This is a genomic window from Sphingobacterium sp. 1.A.5, from assembly GCF_002734235.1.
Taxonomy (GTDB): Bacteria; Bacteroidota; Bacteroidia; order Sphingobacteriales; family Sphingobacteriaceae; genus Sphingobacterium; species Sphingobacterium daejeonense.
Genome location: NZ_PEBA01000005.1, coordinates 88,733 through 113,414, shown reverse-complemented (window position 1 = coordinate 113,414; position 24,682 = coordinate 88,733). Strand labels below are relative to the sequence as shown.

At 36.6% G+C, this 24,682-nt stretch carries 19 protein-coding genes; 6 read left to right on the top strand and 13 right to left on the bottom strand.

The genetic code is table 11. From position 1 onward, the window contains the following. Positions 1-38: 38 nt before the first annotated feature. The 6 genes from CRT24_RS04455 to azu form a co-directional block, all read right to left on the bottom strand. Positions 39-656, bottom strand: coding sequence for an SCO family protein (locus CRT24_RS04455; protein WP_099370047.1), 618 nt, complete (start codon positions 654-656; stop codon positions 39-41). Positions 657-662: 6 nt separating this feature from the next. Further along, a complete protein-coding gene (locus tag CRT24_RS04450; RefSeq protein WP_218962573.1) occupies positions 663-1,433 on the bottom strand; it encodes a formylglycine-generating enzyme family protein in 771 nt (256 codons plus the stop codon). Between the two features lie 54 nt (positions 1,434-1,487). Further along, positions 1,488-2,927, bottom strand: a complete 1,440-nt coding sequence (nirK, locus tag CRT24_RS04445) for a copper-containing nitrite reductase (protein ID WP_099370045.1) — start codon at positions 2,925-2,927, stop codon at positions 1,488-1,490. Between the two features lie 274 nt (positions 2,928-3,201). After that, entirely contained in the window at positions 3,202-3,924 is a 723-nt protein-coding gene (gene ric / locus CRT24_RS04440; protein ID WP_099370044.1) for an iron-sulfur cluster repair di-iron protein, read from the bottom strand. Between the two features lie 4 nt (positions 3,925-3,928). Then, positions 3,929-6,166 carry a nitric-oxide reductase large subunit gene (locus CRT24_RS04435; protein ID WP_099370043.1) on the bottom strand — a complete coding sequence of 746 codons (2,238 nt, stop codon included), beginning with the start codon at positions 6,164-6,166 and terminating at the stop codon, positions 3,929-3,931. Positions 6,167-6,237: 71 nt separating this feature from the next. Beyond that, positions 6,238-6,783, bottom strand: a complete 546-nt coding sequence (gene azu / locus CRT24_RS04430) for an azurin (RefSeq protein WP_099370042.1) — start codon at positions 6,781-6,783, stop codon at positions 6,238-6,240. Positions 6,784-6,908: 125 nt separating this feature from the next. On the opposite strand from azu, the gene pth reads away from it, so the two are divergent. Next, positions 6,909-7,472, top strand: a complete 564-nt coding sequence (gene pth, locus CRT24_RS04425) for an aminoacyl-tRNA hydrolase (RefSeq protein ID WP_099370041.1) — start codon at positions 6,909-6,911, stop codon at positions 7,470-7,472. A 73-nt stretch (positions 7,473-7,545) separates the two neighbouring features. Here the strand turns inward: pth and CRT24_RS04420 are convergent, their stop codons facing one another. Then, complete coding sequence (locus CRT24_RS04420; protein ID WP_099370040.1) at positions 7,546-9,384, bottom strand: M56 family metallopeptidase; 1,839 nt, start codon at positions 9,382-9,384, stop codon at positions 7,546-7,548. A 4-nt stretch (positions 9,385-9,388) separates the two neighbouring features. Continuing rightward, positions 9,389-9,751 carry a BlaI/MecI/CopY family transcriptional regulator gene (locus CRT24_RS04415; RefSeq protein ID WP_099370039.1) on the bottom strand — a complete coding sequence of 121 codons (363 nt, stop codon included), beginning with the start codon at positions 9,749-9,751 and terminating at the stop codon, positions 9,389-9,391. A 313-nt stretch (positions 9,752-10,064) separates the two neighbouring features. Here CRT24_RS04415 and CRT24_RS04410 point away from each other — a divergent pair, with 313 nt between their 5' ends. Beyond that, positions 10,065-11,354: a citrate synthase gene (locus tag CRT24_RS04410; RefSeq protein ID WP_099370038.1), complete on the top strand. Its 1,290-nt coding sequence runs from the start codon at positions 10,065-10,067 to the stop codon at positions 11,352-11,354. Between the two features lie 557 nt (positions 11,355-11,911). Here CRT24_RS04410 and CRT24_RS04405 read toward each other — a convergent pair. Beyond that, a complete protein-coding gene (locus CRT24_RS04405) occupies positions 11,912-12,358 on the bottom strand; it encodes a T9SS type A sorting domain-containing protein (RefSeq protein WP_144034505.1) in 447 nt (148 codons plus the stop codon). A gap of 207 nt (positions 12,359-12,565) precedes the next feature. On the opposite strand from CRT24_RS04405, the gene CRT24_RS04400 reads away from it, so the two are divergent. Further along, positions 12,566-14,506, top strand: a complete 1,941-nt coding sequence (locus CRT24_RS04400) for a KUP/HAK/KT family potassium transporter (protein WP_099370036.1) — start codon at positions 12,566-12,568, stop codon at positions 14,504-14,506. Between the two features lie 397 nt (positions 14,507-14,903). Here the strand turns inward: CRT24_RS04400 and CRT24_RS04395 are convergent, their stop codons facing one another. Together CRT24_RS04395 and CRT24_RS04390 are read right to left on the bottom strand one after the other, a co-directional pair. Beyond that, the gene (locus tag CRT24_RS04395) at positions 14,904-16,592 is read right to left on the bottom strand and encodes an amino acid permease (RefSeq protein ID WP_099370035.1); all 1,689 of its coding nucleotides are present in this window, start codon (positions 16,590-16,592) and stop codon (positions 14,904-14,906) included. A 41-nt stretch (positions 16,593-16,633) separates the two neighbouring features. After that, positions 16,634-17,317: a hypothetical protein gene (locus CRT24_RS04390; protein WP_099370034.1), complete on the bottom strand. Its 684-nt coding sequence runs from the start codon at positions 17,315-17,317 to the stop codon at positions 16,634-16,636. 84 nt (positions 17,318-17,401) lie between these two features. On the opposite strand from CRT24_RS04390, the gene tyrS reads away from it, so the two are divergent. Further along, positions 17,402-18,685, top strand: coding sequence for a tyrosine--tRNA ligase (tyrS, locus tag CRT24_RS04385; protein ID WP_099370033.1), 1,284 nt, complete (start codon positions 17,402-17,404; stop codon positions 18,683-18,685). A 67-nt stretch (positions 18,686-18,752) separates the two neighbouring features. Here the strand turns inward: tyrS and CRT24_RS04380 are convergent, their stop codons facing one another. Continuing rightward, positions 18,753-19,457, bottom strand: coding sequence for a DUF4397 domain-containing protein (locus tag CRT24_RS04380; RefSeq protein WP_099370032.1), 705 nt, complete (start codon positions 19,455-19,457; stop codon positions 18,753-18,755). A gap of 141 nt (positions 19,458-19,598) precedes the next feature. Between CRT24_RS04380 and CRT24_RS04375 the strand changes: the two genes are divergently transcribed. Together CRT24_RS04375 and CRT24_RS04370 are read left to right on the top strand one after the other, a co-directional pair. Beyond that, entirely contained in the window at positions 19,599-22,199 is a 2,601-nt protein-coding gene (locus tag CRT24_RS04375) for a DNA translocase FtsK (protein WP_099370031.1), read from the top strand. Next, a complete protein-coding gene (locus CRT24_RS04370) occupies positions 22,199-22,837 on the top strand; it encodes an outer membrane lipoprotein carrier protein LolA (RefSeq protein WP_099370030.1) in 639 nt (212 codons plus the stop codon). The genes CRT24_RS04375 and CRT24_RS04370 overlap by 1 nt, the downstream gene beginning before the upstream one ends. 60 nt (positions 22,838-22,897) lie before the next feature. Here CRT24_RS04370 and CRT24_RS04365 read toward each other — a convergent pair whose 3' ends face one another. After that, positions 22,898-24,649, bottom strand: a complete 1,752-nt coding sequence (locus tag CRT24_RS04365; RefSeq protein WP_099370029.1) for a hypothetical protein — start codon at positions 24,647-24,649, stop codon at positions 22,898-22,900. Positions 24,650-24,682: the final 33 nt, after the last annotated feature.

Genomic DNA, 24,682 nt, shown 5'->3' with positions numbered 1-24,682 from the left:
TCTTTTGTTCAACTAAATATATAAGGTTTAATGTGTTCTTAAATCTTGTTTGCTTCCACCTCAATAGCTTTAATCGTAGGTGTATAATCTACTCCCAAACCTTCTTGCTGATAAACCAATTCACCTTCCTCATTGAATAAACTTATAATATTTGAATGTGAAAAATCAATTGGAGAAATCTTTTTATAGTTCACTGCCAGCGTTGCGGCAAATTCTCTAGTTGCTTCATTATCAGACCTCAGGAATAACCACTGATCACCATCCATCTCATTATCGATAGAAAATTGCTTTAATTTCTCGGGTGTGTCCGTTTCAGGATCGATACTTACCAATAAAAACTTGACCTTATCTTTGTTTTTAGTTTTTATGGTCTTTTCTATATGTCTCATATCTGCCACCAATCTAGGACATGCTGCTTGACAGGAAGTATAGATCATAGCCACTACGACAACATTTCCTTTTAAATCTTTCAACTCCATCTGTTGCCCATTTTGGTTGGTCCAATTTGCGGGCAGATTATACACTGAAAGGTCAGATAAGTCTTCTGTCACTGTTGGTTGTTTCAGATTGTTTTCAGGTTCACTTTTTGTATTTTGGCAGCTGAAGAACAATCCTCCGGCAACCATAAAAAGACCTATGTATTTTATTATTTTCATGTTGTTTTATTTAATGTTTCTGGCACATCGAAAGCCTAAATTTCTTCCTGTATATGCTGCTTTCATGCTTCCACGGAAGGCATACCTCATAAATGCAGCATAATTCATCAAATCACTGGCATTTACGGAAGCTCCTCCACAAAACAGGTTTCCATCATCACCTTTATCTTTCCTTGATTCTCCAGACAAGAATATGCTGTTGAAATCGGAGGTCCATTCCCAAACTAAACCATGCATATCATAGACTCCCCAGAAATTTTTAAAAGTACTCCCGACTTCATTATTGTAAGTTCTAGGTGTTTCATACCAGTTTAAGATGTACTGATTATATGATTTCTTTGTTCTGGCATCAAAAGTCTTTGCATCAGACATGGCTGCGTATTCCCATTCATCCATTGTTGCCAACCTCTTTCCTTTGCTTTCACAATATTTCTTTGCTGCATACCAAGAGACATTGGTTACGGGCGAATTCGGCTTGGCATCACCGTAATCAAAGTCGGACTTCCAATAATTCAAATAACTTTTGTCCGCGAAAATCCTTTTTACCTGGGATTTCGAAAATGCATTATTCTGTTTGAGGAATTCCAGATAATTCTGATTGGTAACAGGAAAGACATCCAGATAAAATGATTGTACTTCCACCGGCTTTTTATCAGCGGTACCATACAATGGAACATAACTTCCCTTTTTTACCAGAACCATTTCCTGACTTATAGCTATTGGTATAAATAGCAACGACGCCAATGGTATTAAAATATATGTCAATGCCTTCAACATATTTGATCAATTAATTGATTGGAAGCACGAGAATACGTGCTTCCAAAATTCTTGTTATTTAGCGCGGCGTTTTTTGATATCCGCAGGAGTAAGGACAGTTTTGTTATTGCCCCAGTTATTGTAAACATAATTTAGAACGTCCGCTACTTCTTGGTCACTTAATGTTTGACTAGGCATCACAGAGTTGTATTTTTCTCCATTTACGGTGATCTCACCTTTTAATCCAAACAAGACAGCATCAATAGATTTATCTTTATTGTTGTTCAGATAATCAGATTTTGCCAATGGAGGGAATACAGCTTTTATCCCTTGACCTTCACTTTGGTGACATGCTAAACATGTTCTGGCAAATATCGCCTTACCATCATTGATAGACTGTTCAGGCGTTTTGTTGACCACCACTTCTTCTTTTTTCTTTTTCGGCATTTGTTGAATAGTACCACCCTCAGGCAAATAGATTCCTTCCATGATTTTTCCTGAATAGATTTGGTGATTTTCTTCACCTTCTACTTTCATCATACCCAATGCACCTTTATTAAATGCCCTAAAAATGGAGTGGTCGACAAGAACCAAAGTTCCTGGTACATCAACTTTGAATTCCACGATAGCAGATCCACCAGCAGGAATTAATGTTGTCTGTATATTTTTATTGATGAGATCTCCACCTTCGACATGAACTTTGTCAAAAATTTCACCGATTACATGGAATGATGACACTAAGTTTGGGCCACCGTTTCCAACGAACAAGCGTATCGTTTCTCCAACTTTAGCCTGAAGAGCGTTTTCATTAACCAATGCATTAACATTACCATTGAAAACTACATAGTCCGCTTCTTCTTTGATGGCTTTGTTCATATCAAATGCTTGAAGACCTTGCTCTCCATATCCTCCTTCGGTATAGAAATCACCTTGCATAACATAGTATTCTCTGTCAACTGGAGGTAATCCTCCTTCAGGTTCTACCAGAATCAATCCGTACATACCATTCGCTACGTGCATACCTACTGGAGCAGTTGCACAATGGTAAACATAGAGTCCAGGGTTTAGACATTTGAATGAAAACGAAACCTCATGTCCTGGAGCTACCAAGGACGATTCAGCACCTCCACCAGGACCAGTTACGGCATGCAAGTCAATATTATGCGGCAATTTATTGTCTGGGTGGTTCTTTAGTAGAAATTCCACTTCATCCCCTACTCTCGTTCTAATAAACTGACCCGGCACGGATCCTCCGAAGGTCCAATAGGTATATTTAACCCCATCAACCATTTCTCCTTCAAGTTCAAGTATTTCCAAGCTCACTTTCAACTTGGTAGCCTCCCTTTTTCCTACGGGTTTCGGAACATGTGGTGGTGATGTCAATTCAGCAACGGACTCCCCTTTTACAGGAATTTTACTGGTATCAGTCGCCTTGCTTTCTGTTGAATTATTACAGCTTGAGAATGCCAATGTAACCCCCAATAGCATGCTCAAAATTTTGATGTTTCCTTTCATATTGTTTTGTTAATATGTACTCGTTTTACCTTTTTTTCCTTATTTAAAAATACCTCTAAAAACGTTCATAAAATATGAGATTACCCATTGAAAAAAGTGGTCTTCATTACATTTTTGTGACAATAAAATCTTTGTTATTTTAACTGAAAATCCACTTTTTCAAAAAAAAGAAGAGGATGAAATCAACATCCTCTTCTTCTTACTTAAATTAATTTTCATTCGTTGTTTAACGGTTTTTGCTGGCGCAAAATAATTGAGTCAAAATATGGAGATTTTAAATAAGGGTCTCTTCTAATTTTATTGATTTTGGAAATAAAATATTGTTCTCTAAATGTATATGTTTATGAAGATCTTGTTCAAATTCTTTGAGCATATCGAATGCTACTCTATAGGTGCTGCAAGAATCTTCGGGTGCAGTATAGTTATTTGTTAATTCTGCGATTTTTTCAAAACGGTTTCCCTCTGCTTCATGCTCATGGATCATCATACTGATTGGGTTTTGAACAGACCCAAATCTTGGCTGCATATATTGTCCATTCCCACTTTTTGATTCTTCCATTTTTTCAATAAATGGAAATAATACTTTTTCTTCTTTTTCCAAGTGATGTCCGAGTTCCAGCGCGCACTCTTCAAACAATTTATTGATTTCAAAAAGCTCAGGATGTCTTTCGCCATGAACTTTGCAGATTTTATTTAAGTAGGTCAATAGGATAGGCGTTTTTTCCCTTACGTATCTGTGATGGGTCTTCACAATATAGGAAGCCAATAAATCCGATGGCCATGAATTAAAATCAATTTGTTCACTAGCACCTTCATTCAAAACAGCCTGTACTTCTGTCAATAAAGCATTTTTGTCAATCCCTTTTTTCTCGGCTGCTTTTTCGATAGACACTTGTCCACCGCAACAGAAATCTAATCCATATTTTGTGAATACTGCAGCGGTTTTAAAATTCTGAGCTACAATATTTCCGATTTTTTCATTTATTAAGTTTTCCATGATATTATTGTTTTTTATTTTTTAGCGTTAAATCAAATACAAACCAAGCTATTGCGAATACACCGATTGCGAATACGACATCTCCAGCAGTACGCATCCATTTTAAGAACACCATTCCTGGCTGCTGCATCAATTCAGCAGATCTTGCGTACCACATTCCTTTGCCGATACTTTCGATTGCTTGCCAAATCCCAACAGGAAGTAAGCTCAACAATGCCATTCCCAAAAGACCGATATTTAAGCCCCAGAATCCAACTTTGATCAGTTTGTCATTCCACTTGACATCTCGGTATAAGCTTCTGAGCACAAACAGCATCAATCCTATTCCCAACATTCCATAAACTCCAAACAAAGCAGTGTGACCATGCAAAGGTGTTGTGTTCAAGCCTTGCACATAATACAGTGCAATTGGAGGATTGATGATGAATCCAAATACACCAGCTCCCAAGAAATTCCAGAATGCCACGGAAATCAAGAAGTAAATCGGCCATTTATAATCTTCCAACCATTTTGTTGCTTTGGAAATTTTATAGTTATGATATGCTTCGAATCCAATAATGGTTAAAGGCACAACCTCCAATGCACTGAAAGTTGCTCCCAATGCCATTACAGCTGTTGGTGTTCCTGAGAAATATAAGTGGTGGAAAGTTCCAAGAATTCCTCCTGACAAGAAAATTATCGTTGAAAACAGAACGCTGGAAGTTGCACTTTTTGGTTTTAACAGCCCTAGCCTTACGAATAAGAATGCCATTACTACAGTTGCAAATACTTCGAAGAATCCTTCTACCCACAAATGAACCACCCACCATCTCCAGTATTCAGCGATTGCCAAATTTGTTTGTCTTCCCCACATTAATCCAGCACCATAAAATAGGGCGATGGCAGAACAGGAGATCAAAAACATAATGATAAGGTTCTTTTCCTCACCTCCTTTTTTCAAAACCGGCAATAGCGGTCTGATCATTAATGCTAACCATACAAAAAGACCAACAAACAAAAACAGCTGCCAAAATCTGCCTAGATCGACATACTCGTAACCTTGATGGCCAAACCAGAAGTTGTCTACCATATCCAGTTTTTGCATCACTCCGAACCATTGGCCAATCATTGAGCCAGCAACGATAATCAATAAGGCTATGAAAAGGAAGTTAACACCAAAGACTTGAAATTTTGGATCCTTACCAGATACCGCTGGTGCTATATATAACCCAGTTGCCAACCAAGCTGTCGCAATCCAAAAAATTGCTAACTGGGTATGCCAAGTTCTGGTGACAGCATAAGGCAAGAATTTATCAATCGGGATTCCATAAAGTCCATCTCCTTCAACTCCATAATGCGCTGTTACTATCCCCAATCCTACCTGAACCAACATTAGAAGGCTTACTACCCAGAAATATTTCTTCACCAAACGCATCGAAGGTGTTACACCTTGCCTTAACAAAGGGTCTTCAGCTGGATATAACAATTCATCGTCTTCACCTGATTTAACTTGATAAAGAACTAATGCCCCTACACAGAAAATCAGCAAAATAATACTGACTCCAGACCAAGCGAGCAAATCCATGGTCATTTCGTTGCCCACTAATTTTTCATTTGGCCAATTATGGGTGTAAGAGACATCTGAATCTGGTCTATTGGTAACTGTTGCCCAAGTTGCCCAAAAGAAGAAAGCATTCATTTTCTGCATTCTTTCTTCATCCTGTATGGAGTTTACTGGAATGGCATAATCTTTCCTCAGTTGATCAAACTTAGGGTCATCAGTAAATAACCCTTTATAGTAATTAGATAATTCTTTGTAAGCAGCTAACCGTTCAGCATCAATAGTGATCGTGTTAGTAGCTGGATCAAATGTGTTTTTTCTGATTTTATTTTTTAGACGAGTTGAAAGAAGAGCTTGTTGTTCTTCTTCTAAATCATCATAAGGTTTAGAATATTGATTATTTGAATAGATATCTAAAATATAGAGTGCTTCACGGTGCAGATAATCGGCAGTCCAGTCAGGAGCGACATACGCACCATGCCCCCAAATCGAGCCCACTTCTTGGCCACCTATGCTTTGCCAAACATTCTGTCCGTCCTTAATATCCTCACCACTGAATATTTGATTTCCATTTTCATCTACGACTTTTTCTGGAATGGGCGGAGCTACTTGATAAATCTCATATCCATAGTATAATAATACACCGAAGGATATGATAACTACCAATATAAAGGACCACCATAATTTTTTCTCTCTTGTCATTTTTGCTGAGGATTTTATCTTTTGAAAAAACTAGTGCAACTCTAAAGCTGCACTAGCTTAACTTATTTCAACTATTCGGCTATTATTTTTCCTTTCATAAGTGAAGCATGCCCAGGGAAAGAGCAGATAAAATCATATGTACCAGGTTTATCCAAAGTAAATTCGATTTTACTTTCTTCTCCTCCACCAATTAAATCTGTGTGAGCCACTATATCACTCGATTGAGGGATATATTCTGTTTCCTGTGCTTGTAGAGCTGCTTCAGAGAATTTAGCTACGTCAGCACCTGCCTTTAATACAATTAGGTTATGGCCCATCACCTCTTTTCCCATTTTGCCAACATGTTTCAGTGTCAAACTAATTGGTTCACCTGCTTTTACATGTAATTCATTCACATTAAACTGCATTTGGTCATTACTTTCTACCGTAATGGTATTTGAAGTTGTAGATGTTGTCTCTGAAGGCGCTGAAGTTGTTGCAGGAGCTTCTGCTGGAGTTTCAGTAGTATGAGCGCTATGGTCTACTTGACTGGAGTTACTTTGTTCAGAGTTTCCACAAGAAGCCATAAATAAACTTGTTAATAATGCTAAAGATCCGATGTTGAATAATTTTTTCATGATAGTGATTTTTATTTAAGACAAATTTGTCTTTTTTGTACTTGTTAAAAAATTCCTTTGGTCACATTTTTCCGTGATAGATATAATATTTCTATAAAAGGGGTTTAAATCTTACTTTTGCAAGCATGAATTATCTAATCGTAGGTCTTGGTAACATTGGTAAGGAATATGCCGATACGAGGCATAACATTGGTTTTATGGTTGCCGATGAGTTGGCTAATCAAGCAGGGACGACTTGGTCTACCTTAAAACACGCTTATTATACAGAATACAAGCAACGCGGTCACAATATATTTGTGATTAAGCCGACGACTTTTATGAACCTAAGTGGCAAGGCTGTAAACTATTGGATGCAAGAGTTGAAAGTTCCCATTCAGAATGTTTTAGTTATTGTAGATGACCTTGCTATTCCTTTTGGGTCATTGCGTGTAAAACCGAAAGGATCAGCTGCAGGTCATAATGGTTTAAGGTCTATTGAAGGTTCTGTTGGAGGTCAGCATTATGCCAGGTTAAGATTTGGCATTGGTGACAACTATCCTAAAGGAAGACAAGTTGATTATGTTTTAGGGCCATTCGATAAAGAGGAACAAAGAGAATTGCCAGCATTAATAGAACATGCGGTGAAAATGGTCAATAGCTTTATCAATATCGGGATTGAGCTCACTATGACTAATCTTAATACCAAATAAAAAATAAAGGCAACCCTGCGGTTGCCTTTCTAGCCTAATTTTGATTTAATTAAATATTTATTTTTAAAAATTTTTATTTCTTTTTGGTTGTAATTAAAACCACACCATTTTTAGCTTTTGGGCCATAAATGGCTCTTGAACCCTCGTTATCAATTTTGGACATGCTTTCAATTTCTTCCTTCTTAAGTTTTTTAAACTCCTTAAATGTTGAAGGTTTCCCATCAATCACAATTAATTCATTTTTTTGAGGAATAAAGACCTGTGGGTCTGTTGTTTTATTTTCTTCAACAAATTTAATTGTATTGATTTTGACTAATGGAGTTTCATTATCTTTTCTAACCACAACAGATTCGATTTTATTGGGATTCACTTTTTTAAAATCGTTTGCTGAAACCTTTTGATCATCAATATAGTACTCCGCATTTTCAGGAATCGCTTTAATATCAACAACAGGATTTAATCTTGATTTTTCTTTCAAAGAATCTTTTTTAAAGGTAATTCCTACAACCTTTCCCCTAGTTTTATCCTCTATTTTACGACCTGTAACTACAACCTCACCTACTTCTGATAAATTCTTTAATTTACTATCCATCGATTCCTTCTTCAAATCAATAACCAGTACTCCATTTTCAGATCCCTTACCGTACTTTTCTGCATCTTTTCCATTCAATACACTAAAGCTCTCGATAAGTTCAGGTTTCAGAGCATCAAGTCTGAATTTTTCGGGCATTCTTTCTCCGTCAAGAATTATCAGAGGCTGATTTAAATTGTCAATTGAACTCAACCTAACCATATTTACAGATTTGGAGGCTCTTTGTCCATTTTCTGATTTAACACCTGTTCCTACATGATCTGCATATTCTTTGATATTAATTGTTCTTATAGAATCCAGAACCGATGAATCTGCTTTTACATTTTGGATTTTGACTTTAATAATCTCATCTTTCTTTTGTTGAGGTTTTGTCGAATCAACTTGCTTCTGCACAAACACCTCTTTGATTTGTTGTTTAAGGTCGGTGTTTTCCATATTGATCACTACGGTTTCAATCTTGGCCTCAGCTTGATTTACTGTGAATGTGATTCCGGTAATGATCAGGATTGGAAGTAGGAAAACGTATTTACTGAGTTCCAACTTGGATGACCTTTTCTTGTTCATCATCATAATGCGCTTTTTTAAGGTTTTAAAGTTAAACTGATTGCTGATGCCAACCTGAGCACCCTGCTTGGTTACATTCAGCAACGAGTATTGATAGGCCTGCCGGTCTACACCCTTATCCAGCACTTGTTGATCAGTCAAGAATTCTAGATTTTGACGTACGGATTTGCGCATTAGCCATACGAAGGGATTATACCAACAGATTAACAATACTATTTCAAACCATAGAACATCGATACTGTGATGGCCTCTCACGTGTACATATTCATGCTTGAAAATATCATTCAGCTCCAGCTCCTGGTGCTGTTCTTTATGTATATAGACTTTATTGAAAAAAGAAAATGGAGTTATTGGGAAGATAACATTCCTAAACAGAAACTCACGCCATTGTGACGGTTTGGAATACCAATGGATCCGTGCAAGACTAAAGAGTTGAATAATCAGCTTAAAAAGGAAATACAGCGCACCTAAGGATGCTATGTAAACCACAAGGTCATTTATACTAAACTTGCTTTCATCAGACTCAATCACAAAAGGAATGTATTCTAAGACAAGACCTTGAGGTATGCTCACTTTTTCTGAAAACCAATCTTTGAAATTTAAAAATGGATATACAAAAGCATATAAAGATCCAACTAAAAAGTATATCCTATTCAACCTGTAAAATGTCAGATTCTTTAACAGGTAATGGTAACCTAAAAATAATAGCCCCAACAAGAGGTTTACTTGGATAATATAGGTTAGTAGAGATTCCATTGTATTAGGATTTATTGTTTTTGATCATTTCCATGATTTCTTCAAGTTCTTTTTGGCTTAACTTCTCTTCTTTGACGAAGAATGAAACCATTTCTTTATAGGAGTTTTTGAAATAGTCTCCAACGAAAGAATTCATGAATTTTGCTTTATATTCTTCGGCCACGACAATAGGCTCATATCTTTTTGCGTTGGCATATTTCACTGCCTTAACATAGCCCTTCTTTTCAAGGTTTCTTATAGTTGAAGCCAATGTTGTATATGGTGTTTCTTTATCTTTTAAATTATCTAGTATTTGTCTGATAAAACCACCGTTCAATTGCCAGATTGACAACATCGCTTCCTCTTCTTGTATTGTTAATTTTTCCATTGGTCTACGTATTTATCACTAAATTACGAATATTTCGTAGACTTCAAAATATTTTAACATTTTTTAGGAGGATTAGGAACTGGTAATTAGAGGAATAGTATTGGAAATCTTAAAAATTTCGATATTCTAGGGCTATTGGTTAAAGATTTGACCTGAATGAACAAGTTTGATAAATAATGTACAAAATGTGTCTTAAAATGACTGTTTTGTGTCATAATTATTCATATTACGCCTCTGAAAATAGAAATCAATTTTATACATTTGTAAGAATACGATAAAAGTATAAAACACAAATAATACAAGAAATTTGATTATGTCGGAAACTGCATCTATTAACTTAAATGGGTCTACATATGAAATGCCTGTAATCACAGGAACGGAAGATGAAAAAGCCCTAGATATTTCAAAATTAAGAGATTCAACTGGATACATTACTTTAGATCCAGGATTCAAAAACACTGGTTCTACCAAGAGTGCCATCACCTTTTTAGATGGTGAAAAAGGTATCCTTCATTATAGAGGATATGCTATTGAAGATTTAGCTGAGAAATCAACCTTTTTAGAAGTAGCCTATTTATTGATTTATGGAGAACTTCCTACGAAAGAAATTTTAGAAAAATTCCGTTCAGATATTAGAGCTCAGATGATGATCCACGAAGACATGAAGAATTTCTTCGCAGGCTTTCCATCTAAGTCTCACCCAATGGGTCAATTATCATGCTTAGTTGGCGCATTGTCTTCATTCTATCCGGAGTCCTTAAATCCTAATCAAACTGAAGAAGAGGAAAACAAAACGATCATCAATTTATTGGCTAAGATGCCTACAATCGTTTCATGGATCCAAAAGAAATCTTTAGGTCATCCTGTTGTTTATCCTAAAAACAACTTCGGTTATATTGAGAACTTCTTGAACATGATTTTTGGAGAAGTTAATCAAGACAAAACATTTGATCCATTGGTAATCGATGCAATGCACAAGCTATTGATCTTACATGCTGACCACGAACAAAACTGTTCAACATCAACAGTACGCATGGTAGGTTCATCAAATGCTAACATGTATGCATCTATTTCTGCTGGTATCAATGCTCTTTGGGGTCCATTGCACGGAGGTGCTAACCAAGCAGTAATTGAAATGCTTGAGGCAATCAAAGAAGATGGTGGTGATGCTGATAAATATTTAGCGAAAGCTAAAGATAAAAATGACCCTTTCCGTTTAATGGGATTCGGTCACCGTGTTTACAAGAATTTCGACCCACGTGCTAAAATCATCAAAAAAGCATGTGATGATGTATTGGAAAAATTAGGTGTTCAAGATCCAGTATTGGATATCGCTAAACGCCTTGAAGAAGCAGCGTTGAATGATCAATACTTTATTGACCGTAAATTATATCCAAACGTTGACTTCTACTCAGGTATTATTTACCGTGCATTAGGATTCAACTCAGATATGTTCACTGTATTGTTCGCTTTAGGTCGTCTACCAGGATGGATCGCTCAATGGAAAGAGATGCGTGACAACAAAGAACCTATCGGTCGTCCAAGACAAGTTTATATCGGCGAAACTCTACGCCCTTACGTGGAGATTTCAGATAGGAAATAAAGAAGTTATAAAAAAGAAAAGCCCCGACTGAGTTCGGGGCTTTTCTTTTTTATAACTGATATGGGATGTGAGATGTGAGATGTGAGATAGAAAACGTGGGATCAAATGATTAGACATAAGACATTAGACATAAGACATTAGAATTGACTGGGGGGGGAAAGAAAAGGATGAAAATTGAATGATAAGGGTCAAAAGGATCAAAAGCAAACTTAAGACTAAATGTGGGTGAAAATGGGGAAAGAAGGGTGAAAATTGAATGGTAAGAGTGAAAAGGATAAACAGAAAACTTTAGACTTGATGTGGAGGGAAAAAGGTGGATTAATAGGATAAGAATTTACTGATGTCAAAAGGATAAACAGAAGACTTTAGACTAAGGGTGAAAATGGGGAAAGAAAATGATGAAAATTAATGCTAAGGGTAAAAAGAATAAACAGCAGACCTTGGACTAGATGAGGGTGAAAAATGGGTGGTATGAGGATGTTGAAGTTGTTCTGTGGAAATTAAACATAAAAAAAGGCTCCGAGATGGAGCCTTAAATATTTTTATGATTTTTAAAATTAGTTCTTGATTGAAATTCTCTTAACGATTGTTTCTGATCCTCCGGATACTCTTACGAAATAGAAACCATCTGCAAGTTTATTTTGGGTATCGAAGCTTAAGCTTTGCATTCCGGCGTCTAAGCTGCCATTGTGAAGACCTAAAACTTCATTTCCCAAAGCATCCATTACTTTGATAGAAATATTGTTTACCTTTGCGAGCTTGAATGTTACGGAAATCTGTTCAGAGATAGGGTTGTAAAAAACCTTAACATTATTGATCAGCTTATCATTGTCTTCATCCTTTTTAGGACCAAGCTTATCGAAAGCTGAAAAGTCAGAACTAGAAATTACCGTTGATTCAGAAGAAACAGAAGAATTAGAGGCTTGCACAAAGCTTCCCATACCTACAGAAAGGCATAGTGTGCAGAGAGCAAGTTTTGATATTTTCCTTAATTCTAATTTCATGTTTCTATATGGATTGTTTGAAATAGGTAATGGTTTAATCAAATGTAAACATTAATTCCATAAATCCTATCACAAAAGTAACTATTTTTAAAAATTTTTTGCGGGATTTTTAAATGCTTTAACAATTTTTAACAGGAAAATACGTTGTCGCATTAAAAGTTGTAATTTCGTCCCAAATTCATAATAGAATACTAACATTAAATTAATATGTCAGGAGACCATAAGCAGAACCTTCAGCGCCTTAGCTGGTCAGGTTTATTAATCAGTTTAGGTATCATTTTCGGAGATATCGGAACCTCTCCCCTCTACGTTTTCAAAGCAATTTTTAACAAAGGTGAAATACAGGAAATCATGATCTATGGAGGTCTATCTTGTATTTTTTGGACCCTGACTCTTCAAACCACCATTAAGTACGTTATTATTACGCTTAATGCGGATAATAAGGGCGAAGGTGGTATCCTCTCTCTTTATTCCTTGGTCCGTAAAAAAGCAAAGTGGCTAATCATCCCCGCTATTATCGGTGGAAGTACCTTGTTGGCAGATGGTATGATCACTCCTGCCATTACCATTTCTTCAGCAGTGGAAGGTATAGCCATTAAGAATCCAGGTTTTCCAACTATTCCGGTAGTTGTTCTGATCATCTCATTGCTTTTTGTCATTCAACGATTTGGGACCAATATCGTTGGGCGTGTATTTGGGCCCTTGATGTTTATCTGGTTCTCAACGATAGGGATTTTAGGATTCTCTTATCTTCACCATTCACCAGAAATCTGGAAAGCACTGAATCCGTATTATGCTTATGAGCTATTGGCAAACTATCCAAACGCTTGGTTCATTATCGGTGCCATTTTTCTGTGTACCACAGGTGCTGAAGCATTGTACTCAGATATGGGGCATTGTGGAAAGGCAAACATCAGAATCAGTTGGATCTTTGTTAAACTGATGTTGATTTTCAACTATTTTGGTCAAGGGGCATGGCTATTAGAACATGTAGGCACACAGATGGGTGAAATCAATCCATTCTACGCCATTATGCCAGATTGGTTTATTATCTGGGGGGTAACCATTGCTACTATAGCTGCAATTATTGCCAGTCAGGCCATGATTTCAGGTTCATTTACCCTTATTGCGGAGGCAGTACGTTTAAATATTTGGCCGAAAGTTGCCATTAGATATCCTAGTGACCATAAAGGCCAGATTTACGTTCCTTCTGTGAACTTAATTTTATATCTGGGCTGTATGTTGATTATTTTAATCTTTAGGGAATCTAGCAACATGGAAGCTGCATACGGTCTTGCCATAAACTTAACTTTTATCATGACCACGATACTGATGACCGTGTTTATGATCAGAAAGAGAATCAATCCATTCTTGATAGGACTTTTTGCTACTGTCTACACTATAATCGAATTAGCTTTCTTAGTGGGTAACATCAGTAAAATTGCTCATGGTGGTTGGTTAACCTTACTATTGGCATTGACTCTATTTGTTGTGATGTACAGCTGGTATGGAGCAAGAAAAATCAAAAACAGCTTCGTTAAATTCATTAATATCCGAGATTACTTCCCTATTCTTTCTGAATTAAGTGAGGATAAAACCGTACCGTTATTTTCATCACATCTCGTTTATTTAACGAGTGCCAATAACATCAATGAGGTGGAAGCGAAAATCACCTATTCCATCATCAATAAAAAACCAAAAAGAGCAGATGTCTATTGGTTGGTGCACGTTGATGTCATGGACAACCCGCACACAAGAGAATATAAAGTAACTCAGTTGATTCCAGGAAAGTTAATACGTATTGATTTTCACTTAGGATTTCGCGAAGAACAAAAGATCAGTCTTCTTTTCCGTAAGGTGGTAGAAGATATGGTTAAAAAAGGTGAAATTGATATTACGAGCAATTACGAAACCCTGAAAAAACACAATATCCCTGGAGACTTTAACTTTGTAGTTCTTGAAAAGGTATTCTCGAAAACTCATTTCTTGAAATGGAATGAAAAGATAATCCTTGAAATCTATAAGATATTGAAGAAATTCAGTCTTTCCGAGGAAAAGGGATTTGGGCTCGACAGTAGTTTTGTGACTTTGGAAAGAGTACCATTAACCATACCGAATACGGAAGAAGTCAAACTGACTAGATTATAATAAACATAACAGGCTCGGAAAATCCGAGCCTGTTATGTTTATAGACATTAGACATTAGACATAAGACATAAGACCTTTCTGTCTTGGCTATAATCTATAGTCGCTATTCTTTAGCCCCTAATCTATTGTTTATAGTTCCTTTACTATAGCCCCTAGCCCAATGTCATTAAGTTAAGAAAAAAAATAAGGCCATGCACCCCAAAAAACCCATCGGGGTAAAATGCCGGAGGCATGAAATATCTCTTAAATGCCATCGGCATGAAATATCTATAGAAATGAAAATCGCCTCAAACAGCAACGCCGTAGGTGTGGCATGTTTGTTAAATTGCCTTAACTTAATGACATTGCCCCTAGCCTTTAGTGTATGTCTAATGTCTATCCTCTAATGTCTAATTTACTAATCTTCTCTTGTTCTCAGCTTCGAATGTTTGTATCCATAACCAAAATAGATCACAAGTCCGGCGATCAGCCACAGGATAAAGATAATCCAGTTGCTGGCTCCCAATTCTGACATCAGATATAAGTTGATCAAAATTCCCATAACCGGCAGCAAGGAGAAATTGTATTTAAAGCTCATCACACTCAGAACCAACCAAGCTAACCAAAACACTATAACCAACGATTTATGCAGCAATATAGCCGATGATCCCATGCTCATCCAATCAGAAATAGATTCTCCACTGAATCGAATAGCCAGAACCAATCCTATAATCAAACTAATGCCTACAATATATTTACCGTTGATGTAAGGAACTTTGAATTTAGACTTCTTTGATATACCAGAATAATCCATATACAGCACTCCGCAGCACACTAAAATAAATGCAAAGAATGTACCTACGGAAGTTAAATCGACAAAGAAATCCATTTTAAAAAACAATGCTGGAATAGCGACAACAATACCGGTAACTATAGTTGCAAATGATGGAGTTTTATATTTTGGATGGATAGTTGCAAACTTTTTCCAAAGCAGTCCGTCCCTACTCATGGTCATCCAAATCCTTGGTTGTGCCAATTGGAAGACTAACAATGCACTCGTAATTGCTATCACGGAAGTTACAGAAATAATTCCGGCCATATGATCAAACCCTACATACTCGAAAACATAAGCCAAAGGATCCTTTACATTCAGTTCTTTATAATTTACCATACCGGTTAAAACCAATGTAATGGCCACATACAATACAGCACAAATCAACAAACAATAAATCATTGCTTTTGGCAAATCACGTTGTGGATTTTTACATTCTTCAGCCGTTGTAGATATGGAGTCAAAGCCAATAAATGCAAAGAATACCGCGGCTACCCCACTCATCACACCTCCGATCCCATTCGGTGCAAAAGGTACCCAGTTTTCAGGCTTGACAAAGAATATACCGCCTATAATCACGGCCAAAATAATCCCTATTTTGATCAATACCATGATATTGCTGGCACGTCTAGATTCCTTGATCCCTATATAAACCAACCAGGTAACAAAGAATGTTATCAATCCAGCAGGGATATCGAGGATAATTGGAATATCCAGAATTCTAGGAGCAGATTGATAAGCTTCTAATGCAACTTTATCAATTTTTTCCATGTTTTCTATTCCTACTTCTAGGAATTTTTGTTGCGCATCTAGGGCATATCCTGGCGCCATTGTCATCCATTTGGGCAGATGTATCCCAAATCCTTCGAGCATGGAAACAAAATATTGTGACCATGAAATTGCAACTACCATATTGGAAACTGCGTATTCGAGGACGAGAGCCCATCCTATGATCCATGCGAACAATTCGCCGAATGCTACATATGCATAGGTATAAGCACTTCCAGATACAGGTACTGTACTGGCGAATTGCGCATATGAAAGTGCTGTAAACACACAAGCAAAAGCAACAAAAACAAAGAGTAGAGACACTGCCGGGCCGCCGTTATAACTTGCAAGACCTATGGTGCTGAAAATTCCAGCGCCCACGATGGCAGCTATACCAAGGGACACTAAATCCCGTACTCCTAAAATTTTTGCTAATCCAGAACCGCCATGTTCAGCGTCTGAAAGAATCTGATCTACGCTTTTCTTTCGGAAAAGTCTATTAGCCATATTTAGTTAATTTATTGGACAAGTAACAAAAGTGAAAAAAATTATGACAAATACATTAAGTTATCATGAATATATGTGTAGATATCTTTAAAATCCCGCATCTCTACATCACAATAAGATACCAACACATCGGTTAATTTTTCATGAATTCCTTCGGGTGTATCGAAAGTCCATACTCTTTTCGAAATGTTTATAAGTGGTTTTGATATTTCATTCAGATCTTTATAATTCGCAATATAGCGCCATTCCAAGAACTTATCGTAAAAGGCCATGAATCCATCGATGTCTTCAACACCAATAGTTTTGAGGTAGCCCTTCAGTATTGGTCGGTTAATGTTTTCCAGATGTTCATAGAGACGAGCTACATTGACCAACTGATGTTTTATCAGCAAATGGTCAAGCATAAGTTCCACGGCTATATGTGCCATGAAAGTTCCACGAATAGGCGTACCTTCCAAAACTGGGTCTAATTTTCTCTTTAGATGGTGGCAATGTGAGATAAAAAACTCACTGCTATGGAAGAGTTTATCTACTTCGACATGTCGGTACCATCCTTCGGAAATTTCCATGCTCAAGGGATGAGCAAAGAGTTGTTCTTCGAATCTTTGGGGATGGAAGACATAGGATTTATCTACATTTTTCAATAAGTCTGGCAGCAACGAACCCAATACTCTTTCGGGTACAGTAGCAAACCTTTCAAAATAAAAATGAGAAAGAAAATTCATCCGCAATTACTAATCATTAATATCTGAAAGATACAGTTTAATCTCGTATCTTTGCAACTTAAATAAAAATCTTAAGGGTATATTATGAACTTTGTAGAAGAACTACGCTGGAGAGGCATGCTTCAAGACATCATGCCAGGAACAGAAGAATTGTTAAACAAAGAACAAGTAGCGGGTTATATCGGTTTCGACCCAACGGGCGATTCTCTACATGTTGGTCATTTAACTCAAATCATGACTCTTATTCATTTCCAACACGCAGGTCATAAGCCTATTGCCTTGGTTGGTGGTGCTACAGGGATGATTGGAGACCCTTCATTCAAATCAGCAGAACGTAACCTTCTTGATGAAGCTACGTTAAATCACAATGTGGCAGCGTTGAAAAATCAACTCACCAAATTCTTAACATTCGGTGAAGGTGAAACAGATGCCAAGATGGTGAACAACTTCGATTGGTTCAAGGAATTCAGTTTCTTGGATTTTATCCGTGATGTTGGTAAGCTGATTACCGTGAATTATATGATGGCCAAAGATTCTGTAAAGAAACGTTTGGAAGGCGAAAATGGTCTTTCCTTCACTGAGTTCTCCTATCAATTAATTCAAGGTTATGATTTCTATTATCTTTGGAAAAACCACAACTGTAAAGTACAGATGGGCGGTTCTGACCAATGGGGAAACATTGTAACAGGAAGTGAGATTGTTCGTCGTTTAGAGCAAGGAAATGTCTTTGGATTAACAACACAGTTGATCAAGAAATCAGACGGGCAGAAATTTGGAAAAACAGAATCAGGAGCAGTATGGTTAGATGCCAAGAAAACTTCTCCTTATAAATATTATCAATTCTGGTTGAATGCAACTGACGATGATGCAAAAAATTGGATCAAGATCTTTACATTAAAACCAAAAGAAGAAATTGATGCATTGATCGCTGAACATGATGCGGCTCCACATTTGAGAATTGTCCAAAAAGCTTTAGCACAAGATATCACAATCCGTACACACTCTGAGCTAGACTATGAGACTGCAGTTAAAACCTCTGAATTCCTATTTGGAAATGGAGATTTAAGTTTCTTAGCTAATCTTGATCACGAAGCTGTATTGGAAGTTTTTGATGGTGTTCCTCAATTTCAACTTGAAAAAGAAAAATTGAACGCAGGAATCAACATTTTGGATCTACTAGCGGTAGAAACCCAAGTTTTCTCTTCAAAAGGAGAAGCAAGGAAAATGTTGCAAGGTGGTGGTGTATCTTTGAACCGTGAAAAATTAAATGACATTGAGTTGGTGGTTAATACCGATCAACTTATTAATGGTAAATATTTGATTGCTCAGCGCGGTAAAAAGAATTACTATCTTATTACTGTTGAATAACAATATTCAAAACATAAAAAAAGCCTGTAGCAAAAAATGTTACAGGCTTTTTTTATGTCTTTCCAAGTTATTTATTTTCTATGATTTTATATTTTATTTCTCGTTTTGAGGTTTCTTTATTGATATCTGTATAGAATACAATAGTATTAATCGATTGGTCATCACCATCAAACTCAAACTTTACAGCTTCATATTTACCATCTGTTGAAGATAAATTAAAGGTTATTTTTTCATTGGATGCATATTCTTTATAAGCTAATACTCTTTCCTTAAAATCATAGGATTCTTGTGAGTTCAAATAGTTATAACTTAATCTAAGATTTCCTTCCGAAACTAAATTAACTACTCTCACTTTCTGCTTTCCATTTGCAGGTTTTATAAATTCATCCTCTGCAATCATTATAGTAGCATTTACCTGACCATAAAAGAAGATGCTATAAAATTTAGATGCAACCGTTTTTATTTCCCCTTTGTAATAAATATGGCCTTTCGGACTAATAAGACTTAATTTTCTATCTCCTGGAAAAATTGTTCTAGGATTTAAATAACCTCCAGTTTGAAAATTCTCATCTGTTCTGTTAATGACTTTATCATCTACCAATAACTGTAAGTTTTCAGTTCCTTCGATCGCATTAAATGCGGAAATTCCTGCAAAATCTTGATGGTTAAGTTCTTCAGATGAACCATTTAACTCGTCTTTTGAGCAGCCAACAAAAAGGATTGTCATGAAAAGAAATACAGAGGCAAGCAAATTTTTATTTAATCGATTCATTCTTGTATTATATTCTTTATATTCAAAGATACAACGAAATTGGAAAGCTTATTGCTACAGTAAAAGAGAATTCAAATCAAGGAAGACTAACATTCTCTCATTTTTTTTTAAGTTTGTAGTAACGAAAATCACGTCATATTAATGGCTAAATTAAATACATTTAAAAACGGTAGCAGCACGACTGGGACTAAGAAGGCGAAAAACACTACCATTTCATATCAAAAAAGGGTTAAAACCAAGTCCTTTGACCAGTTCAATTTTTCTGAAGGTCAAAGAAAGGCTTTGAAAATATTAGGTTTATTTCTTTTATTACTTTCTGGATTATTTACAGTTGCATTTGTTTCCTATTTATTCACGTGGCAGACAGATCAAAGTTATATTGCCCAAAGTAATGGTGGTTGGAGCACTTTATTGCAAACTTCCTCAGAAATAAATGATGAAACTATCGACACCCCCATTGTTCAAAATAAATTGGGAAAATTTGGTGCTTTATTAGCTAATCAATTTATTTATGAGTGGTTCGGGGTAGCGTCCTTTCTATTTATTCTGATCCTATTTGTTATTGGCTATAAATTCCTTTATAAAAGATCTCTCCTGCCTGTCTGGAAAACGGTCTTATATTCATTAATATCCATCATTATCCTATCGGTAACTTTAGGATTTGCTCAAGATTTTATTTCTAATACACCTCATATCCTTGAAGGGAAATTTGGATTTTGGACCAATCAAATTCTTAAGAATCAAATCGGAACTGTTGGTACCGGCGGTTTATTGGTTTTCGTATTTTTAACGGCATTGGTGTTGCTTTACAATTACGACCTTAAATTCTCGTTCCAATCTAAAAAAGTAGATGATGAGGATGAGGAATATGAAGAGGATGAAACCAATTATACGACTGTAAACAACAAAATAAGGCAAAACCACCAACAAACTGTTGATTCAGATACCTACTCTATTCCTGAAGATGAGGAAGATGAAGTGGGCACAATGGAATTAAAAGCTGAAGAGGAAGAAGAGGACAATACGGTTTCACTTCCTTTAAATGTTAATACTATTAAGCCAAACACAAATTTCATTGAGAATCAAGAGAAGGAAATCGAATTGAGTATCGATCCTCCTCCTGTTCCTGAAAAACGCACAGAAGTAGCGCCAGAGCCGGCATTAACGGTAGAGAAAGTCATTGAAGAAAAACCAATTTCTGCAAATGATTTGGTGGAAAAATTTGGAGAATACGATCCTAAGCTTGATCTATCAGGTTATCAATATCCAGGATTGGATTTATTGAAAGACTATGGAACTGGCAAAATCACGATCAATCAACAAGAATTGGAGGCCAACAAGAACAAAATTGTTGAGACCCTTAGAAACTATAGTATTGAAATCGAACATATCAAGGCGACCATAGGTCCGACTGTGACGTTATATGAGATTATCCCAAAACCAGGGGTTCGTATTTCAAAGATCAAGAATTTGGAAGATGATATTGCCTTAAGCTTAGCAGCCTTAGGAATCCGTATTATTGCTCCTATGCCTGGAAAGGGGACTATCGGTATTGAAGTTCCAAACTCAAGTCCTGAAATGGTTTCGATGAAGTCCATTTTAGCGACTGAGAAATATCAAAAATCGGATATGGATTTGCCTATTGCATTAGGAAAGACCATTTCGAATGAAGTCTTCATTGCCGATTTGGCAAAAATGCCTCACTTACTAGTTGCTGGTGCTACCGGTCAAGGTAAGTCAGTAGGTATTAATGCTATTCTTACCTCATTACTTTACAAAAAACACCCGGCAGAATTAAAGTTTGTCTTGGTTGACCCTAAGAAAGTAGAATTATCTTTATTTAAGAAGATTGAAAGACATTTCTTGGCGAAACTACCGAATGAAGATGAACCAATTATTACGGATACAAAGAAAGTAGTAAATACCTTAAATTCCCTTTGTATTGAGATGGATCAACGATATGATCTATTAAAAAATGCTCAAGTAAGGAATTTAAAAGAATATAATGCAAAATTTATCAATCGCAGATTAAACCCTGAGGAGGGTCATCGATTCTTACCATTTATAGTTCTTATAATTGATGAGTTTGCCGATTTGATCATGACAGCAGGTAAGGAGATTGAAACTCCGATTGCTCGTCTTGCACAATTAGCCCGTGCCATTGGTATTCACTTGGTCATTGCAACCCAAAGACCATCTGTGAATGTAATCACTGGTTCGATTAAAGCTAACTTCCCTGCACGACTTGCCTTTAGGGTTCTTTCGAAAACTGACTCCAGAACAATTTTGGACAGCGGTGGTGCCGATCAATTGATTGGTCGAGGTGACATGTTGCTTTCAACAGGTAGCGACCTGACCCGTATCCAATGTGCTTTTGTAGACACACCAGAAGTGGATGAGATTTCTGACTTCATCGGTTCGCAGCGAGGATATCCTTCAGCCCACCTATTGCCAGAATATGTGGATGAAAATGGTGAAGGTTCAGGACTAGCGGATTTCGATCTTGCCGATAGAGATCAGTTGTTTGAAGAAGCTGCAAGGTTAATCGTTATGCATCAACAAGGCTCAACATCATTAATTCAGCGCAAATTAAAATTAGGTTATAACCGCGCTGGAAGAATCATCGATCAATTGGAAGCTGCAGGTATTGTAGGTCCTTTTGAAGGCAGTAAGGCACGCGAAGTGCTCTATCCTGATGAGTATTCATTGGAACAGTATTTGGAAACATTAAGAAAAGATTAATGATGATGAAATTTATGTATTTATTGGTTGCCTTATTCAGTGCAACATTTGCATTCGGGCAAAATGCCAAAACAATTTTGGATCAGGTGTCCAAAAAATATGATGGGTATAGCACCATTCAATCAGACTTTACATTCAAAGCAGCACAAAGCAATGGTGAAAACTATACTGACAAAGGACAATTGTTTTTAAATAAAACTGCAAATCAGTATAAGATTACTTTACCATCTCAGGATTTAATTTCTGATGGAAAATCCACGTGGTCCGTACTGAAACAAGATAAGGAAGTACAGGTCTCAGATGCTGACAATAGCAGCCAAGCAATTGGTCCTAATAACATATTCACTTTTTACAAAAATGGATATAAAATTGGATCTGCTAAGAGTGAATCAGCTGGTTCAGCGGGTAAATTAACCGCTATTGATTTAACTCCAGAAGATACGAAGAGTAACTACTCAAAAATTCAAGTTCGTGTAAACAAAAACACACATATCCATGATGTGACTATATTTGATAAATCAGGTGCAAAATACACCTATACCATCAACACATTATATGTAAATAGTCCTATTGCTAATACTGCATTTCAGTTTAACAAAGCAAAATATCCTGGGTTTGAAGTAGTGGATTTACGTTAAGAAACCAAACATCTATTATAAAAGGAGGCGGGTAACCAATTGGTTTACCCGCCTTTTTAATTATTCTACTCCAATTGTTAAATTCAATCGTCCACCAGGGGCAGTATCTCCATTGATATACCAATCCAAAGGATCATCCTTCATCATATTATCAGACCATTTGAATTCAATGTTAAAGCCTTTAGCTGGCAGCCCAATGGTTGAGTTAGGGATTTTTATAAGTAATTCATTATCAGAAGTTACAAAATCAACGGTTCCAAATTCTTTCCAGAAACCATTGCTAAATTGCTGCAGACGATTTCCATTAACCACACGATAGTCATAGCCGAACCAACCTGAATTGTAATTTGCATCTGTATTCAACCATAATACCATCCAATTGTTGGAGTTTCTTTCTGATAACTTATTATTAGTTTGTACATAAAACCCCATTTCTTTGGGTGAAGATGCAAATTTTAAGGTTTTCAAATCATTTCTACCAGATTCATTTTTATATTGAACTGTGGGCTCGCTTTGAGCTCCTGGATGGTCTCTTTTCAATATATCCCCGATATAGTCAACATAGATATCTTCCATATTACTCCACCCTTTCAATTCCGGCAATTTATCCATGTTTTTGATTTTTTTCGAGGCATCCATGCCTTTATACCTCAAAATATTACTGATCATTTGCATATAGTAATTGTCCTTCAATCCACCGGTCCATGTCGGCTCAATATCCCTACTATATTCTGCATTTGCTTGATCAACAAAATGAGCTTGGTTTTTCTTCTCATCTGATCTGCTCCATTTACCGGCAATCCATTCATTCCATCCCGTTATAAATACAAAAGGAACATCTTGTGATAGCGCGTAATCCCACTGTTCTTGGATATTATATCCAAAGAAGATATCTTTTTCAGGATTTCCGGGATGTCCTTTTCTATAGCTCCGTCCCCAATTTCCTGCAGCACCATAAAAAGCAGAACCGCCCATTGAAGCATCCAAATTGGGATGCTGCGAAGCAGAGACATTGATAATCTCGCGTTCACCACGATGGTTTTTATAAACTTTCTGTGGCCGTTGAAACTCTATCCATGGCCATCCATCTACTTTTTCAGGTTCATTGGGCCATTGAGATTCACGGATAGTGAAAAATCCTTCATAGTTTCTCCCTTTCGCATCTTTCCCTAGTCCAATTATCAACGGTTTTCCATCCAAGATAAACCAACTTTCCTCATCTTTGTCTTTGGCAGTATTCGCATAAAAAGTATCGTAGATCTCTTGCATAGCATCAGCTGAGGCTGTATTGGTATAGAATACCAGCTTAGGTGCTTTTTTACCTTGTTCTCGCACTGTTTTTAATGCAGCAAGCAAGGCTCTGACTTGTGGGGCATAGGTCAATCTATTGGTAGCATCCAATATTAGAAAGTCTACTTGAGCATCCGTCAGCAATTGTATATTCTTCAGATGTACCCAATAGTCGTCGCCTTTATAATACCCATAAATAGGCTCTCCCCAAAAATAATATTTTCCAGGGCCTGCAGAACCTCCACCCCAGTTTGGATGATGAAAGTCTTGGAAGACCTCAGGGTGATACTGATAAAGTTTGGTCAGATCCCAATTTCTTTCAGATGTTGGGGACCCCTTATCCCCTTGCCACAAAAAATAAAAGATTCCAACCTGCTTTCCTGCTTTTTTTTCTCCAACTTCATTTTGCTGAGGCAATACTCTGCCTAAATCATCTACTCCGGTAAAGACTTGGGCGTAACTGATAGTAGAGAAAAAAGTAAATGAAAAAATTAGAGAAAAACTCAATATTGACTTTTTCATAATAAGTTTTATTGTTAAAAAATTAGGTTTGTA

Excerpts from the sequence above, each read along its gene's own strand:
- CRT24_RS04455 (WP_099370047.1), bottom strand. The coding sequence starts at position 656 with ATGAAAATAATAAAATACATAGGTCTTTTTATGGTTGCCGGAGGATTG.
- CRT24_RS04450 (WP_218962573.1), bottom strand. The coding sequence starts at position 1,433 with ATGTTGAAGGCATTGACATATATTTTAATACCATTGGCGTCGTTGCTA.
- nirK (WP_099370045.1), bottom strand. The coding sequence starts at position 2,927 with ATGAAAGGAAACATCAAAATTTTGAGCATGCTATTGGGGGTTACATTG.
- ric (WP_099370044.1), bottom strand. The coding sequence starts at position 3,924 with ATGGAAAACTTAATAAATGAAAAAATCGGAAATATTGTAGCTCAGAAT.
- CRT24_RS04435 (WP_099370043.1), bottom strand. The coding sequence starts at position 6,166 with ATGACAAGAGAGAAAAAATTATGGTGGTCCTTTATATTGGTAGTTATC.
- azu (WP_099370042.1), bottom strand. The coding sequence starts at position 6,783 with ATGAAAAAATTATTCAACATCGGATCTTTAGCATTATTAACAAGTTTA.
- pth (WP_099370041.1), top strand. The coding sequence starts at position 6,909 with ATGAATTATCTAATCGTAGGTCTTGGTAACATTGGTAAGGAATATGCC.
- CRT24_RS04420 (WP_099370040.1), bottom strand. The coding sequence starts at position 9,384 with ATGGAATCTCTACTAACCTATATTATCCAAGTAAACCTCTTGTTGGGG.
- CRT24_RS04415 (WP_099370039.1), bottom strand. The coding sequence starts at position 9,751 with ATGGAAAAATTAACAATACAAGAAGAGGAAGCGATGTTGTCAATCTGG.
- CRT24_RS04410 (WP_099370038.1), top strand. The coding sequence starts at position 10,065 with ATGTCGGAAACTGCATCTATTAACTTAAATGGGTCTACATATGAAATG.
- CRT24_RS04405 (WP_144034505.1), bottom strand. The coding sequence starts at position 12,358 with ATGAAATTAGAATTAAGGAAAATATCAAAACTTGCTCTCTGCACACTA.
- CRT24_RS04400 (WP_099370036.1), top strand. The coding sequence starts at position 12,566 with ATGTCAGGAGACCATAAGCAGAACCTTCAGCGCCTTAGCTGGTCAGGT.
- CRT24_RS04395 (WP_099370035.1), bottom strand. The coding sequence starts at position 16,592 with ATGGCTAATAGACTTTTCCGAAAGAAAAGCGTAGATCAGATTCTTTCA.
- CRT24_RS04390 (WP_099370034.1), bottom strand. The coding sequence starts at position 17,317 with ATGAATTTTCTTTCTCATTTTTATTTTGAAAGGTTTGCTACTGTACCC.
- tyrS (WP_099370033.1), top strand. The coding sequence starts at position 17,402 with ATGAACTTTGTAGAAGAACTACGCTGGAGAGGCATGCTTCAAGACATC.
- CRT24_RS04380 (WP_099370032.1), bottom strand. The coding sequence starts at position 19,457 with ATGAATCGATTAAATAAAAATTTGCTTGCCTCTGTATTTCTTTTCATG.
- CRT24_RS04375 (WP_099370031.1), top strand. The coding sequence starts at position 19,599 with ATGGCTAAATTAAATACATTTAAAAACGGTAGCAGCACGACTGGGACT.
- CRT24_RS04370 (WP_099370030.1), top strand. The coding sequence starts at position 22,199 with ATGATGATGAAATTTATGTATTTATTGGTTGCCTTATTCAGTGCAACA.
- CRT24_RS04365 (WP_099370029.1), bottom strand. The coding sequence starts at position 24,649 with ATGAAAAAGTCAATATTGAGTTTTTCTCTAATTTTTTCATTTACTTTT.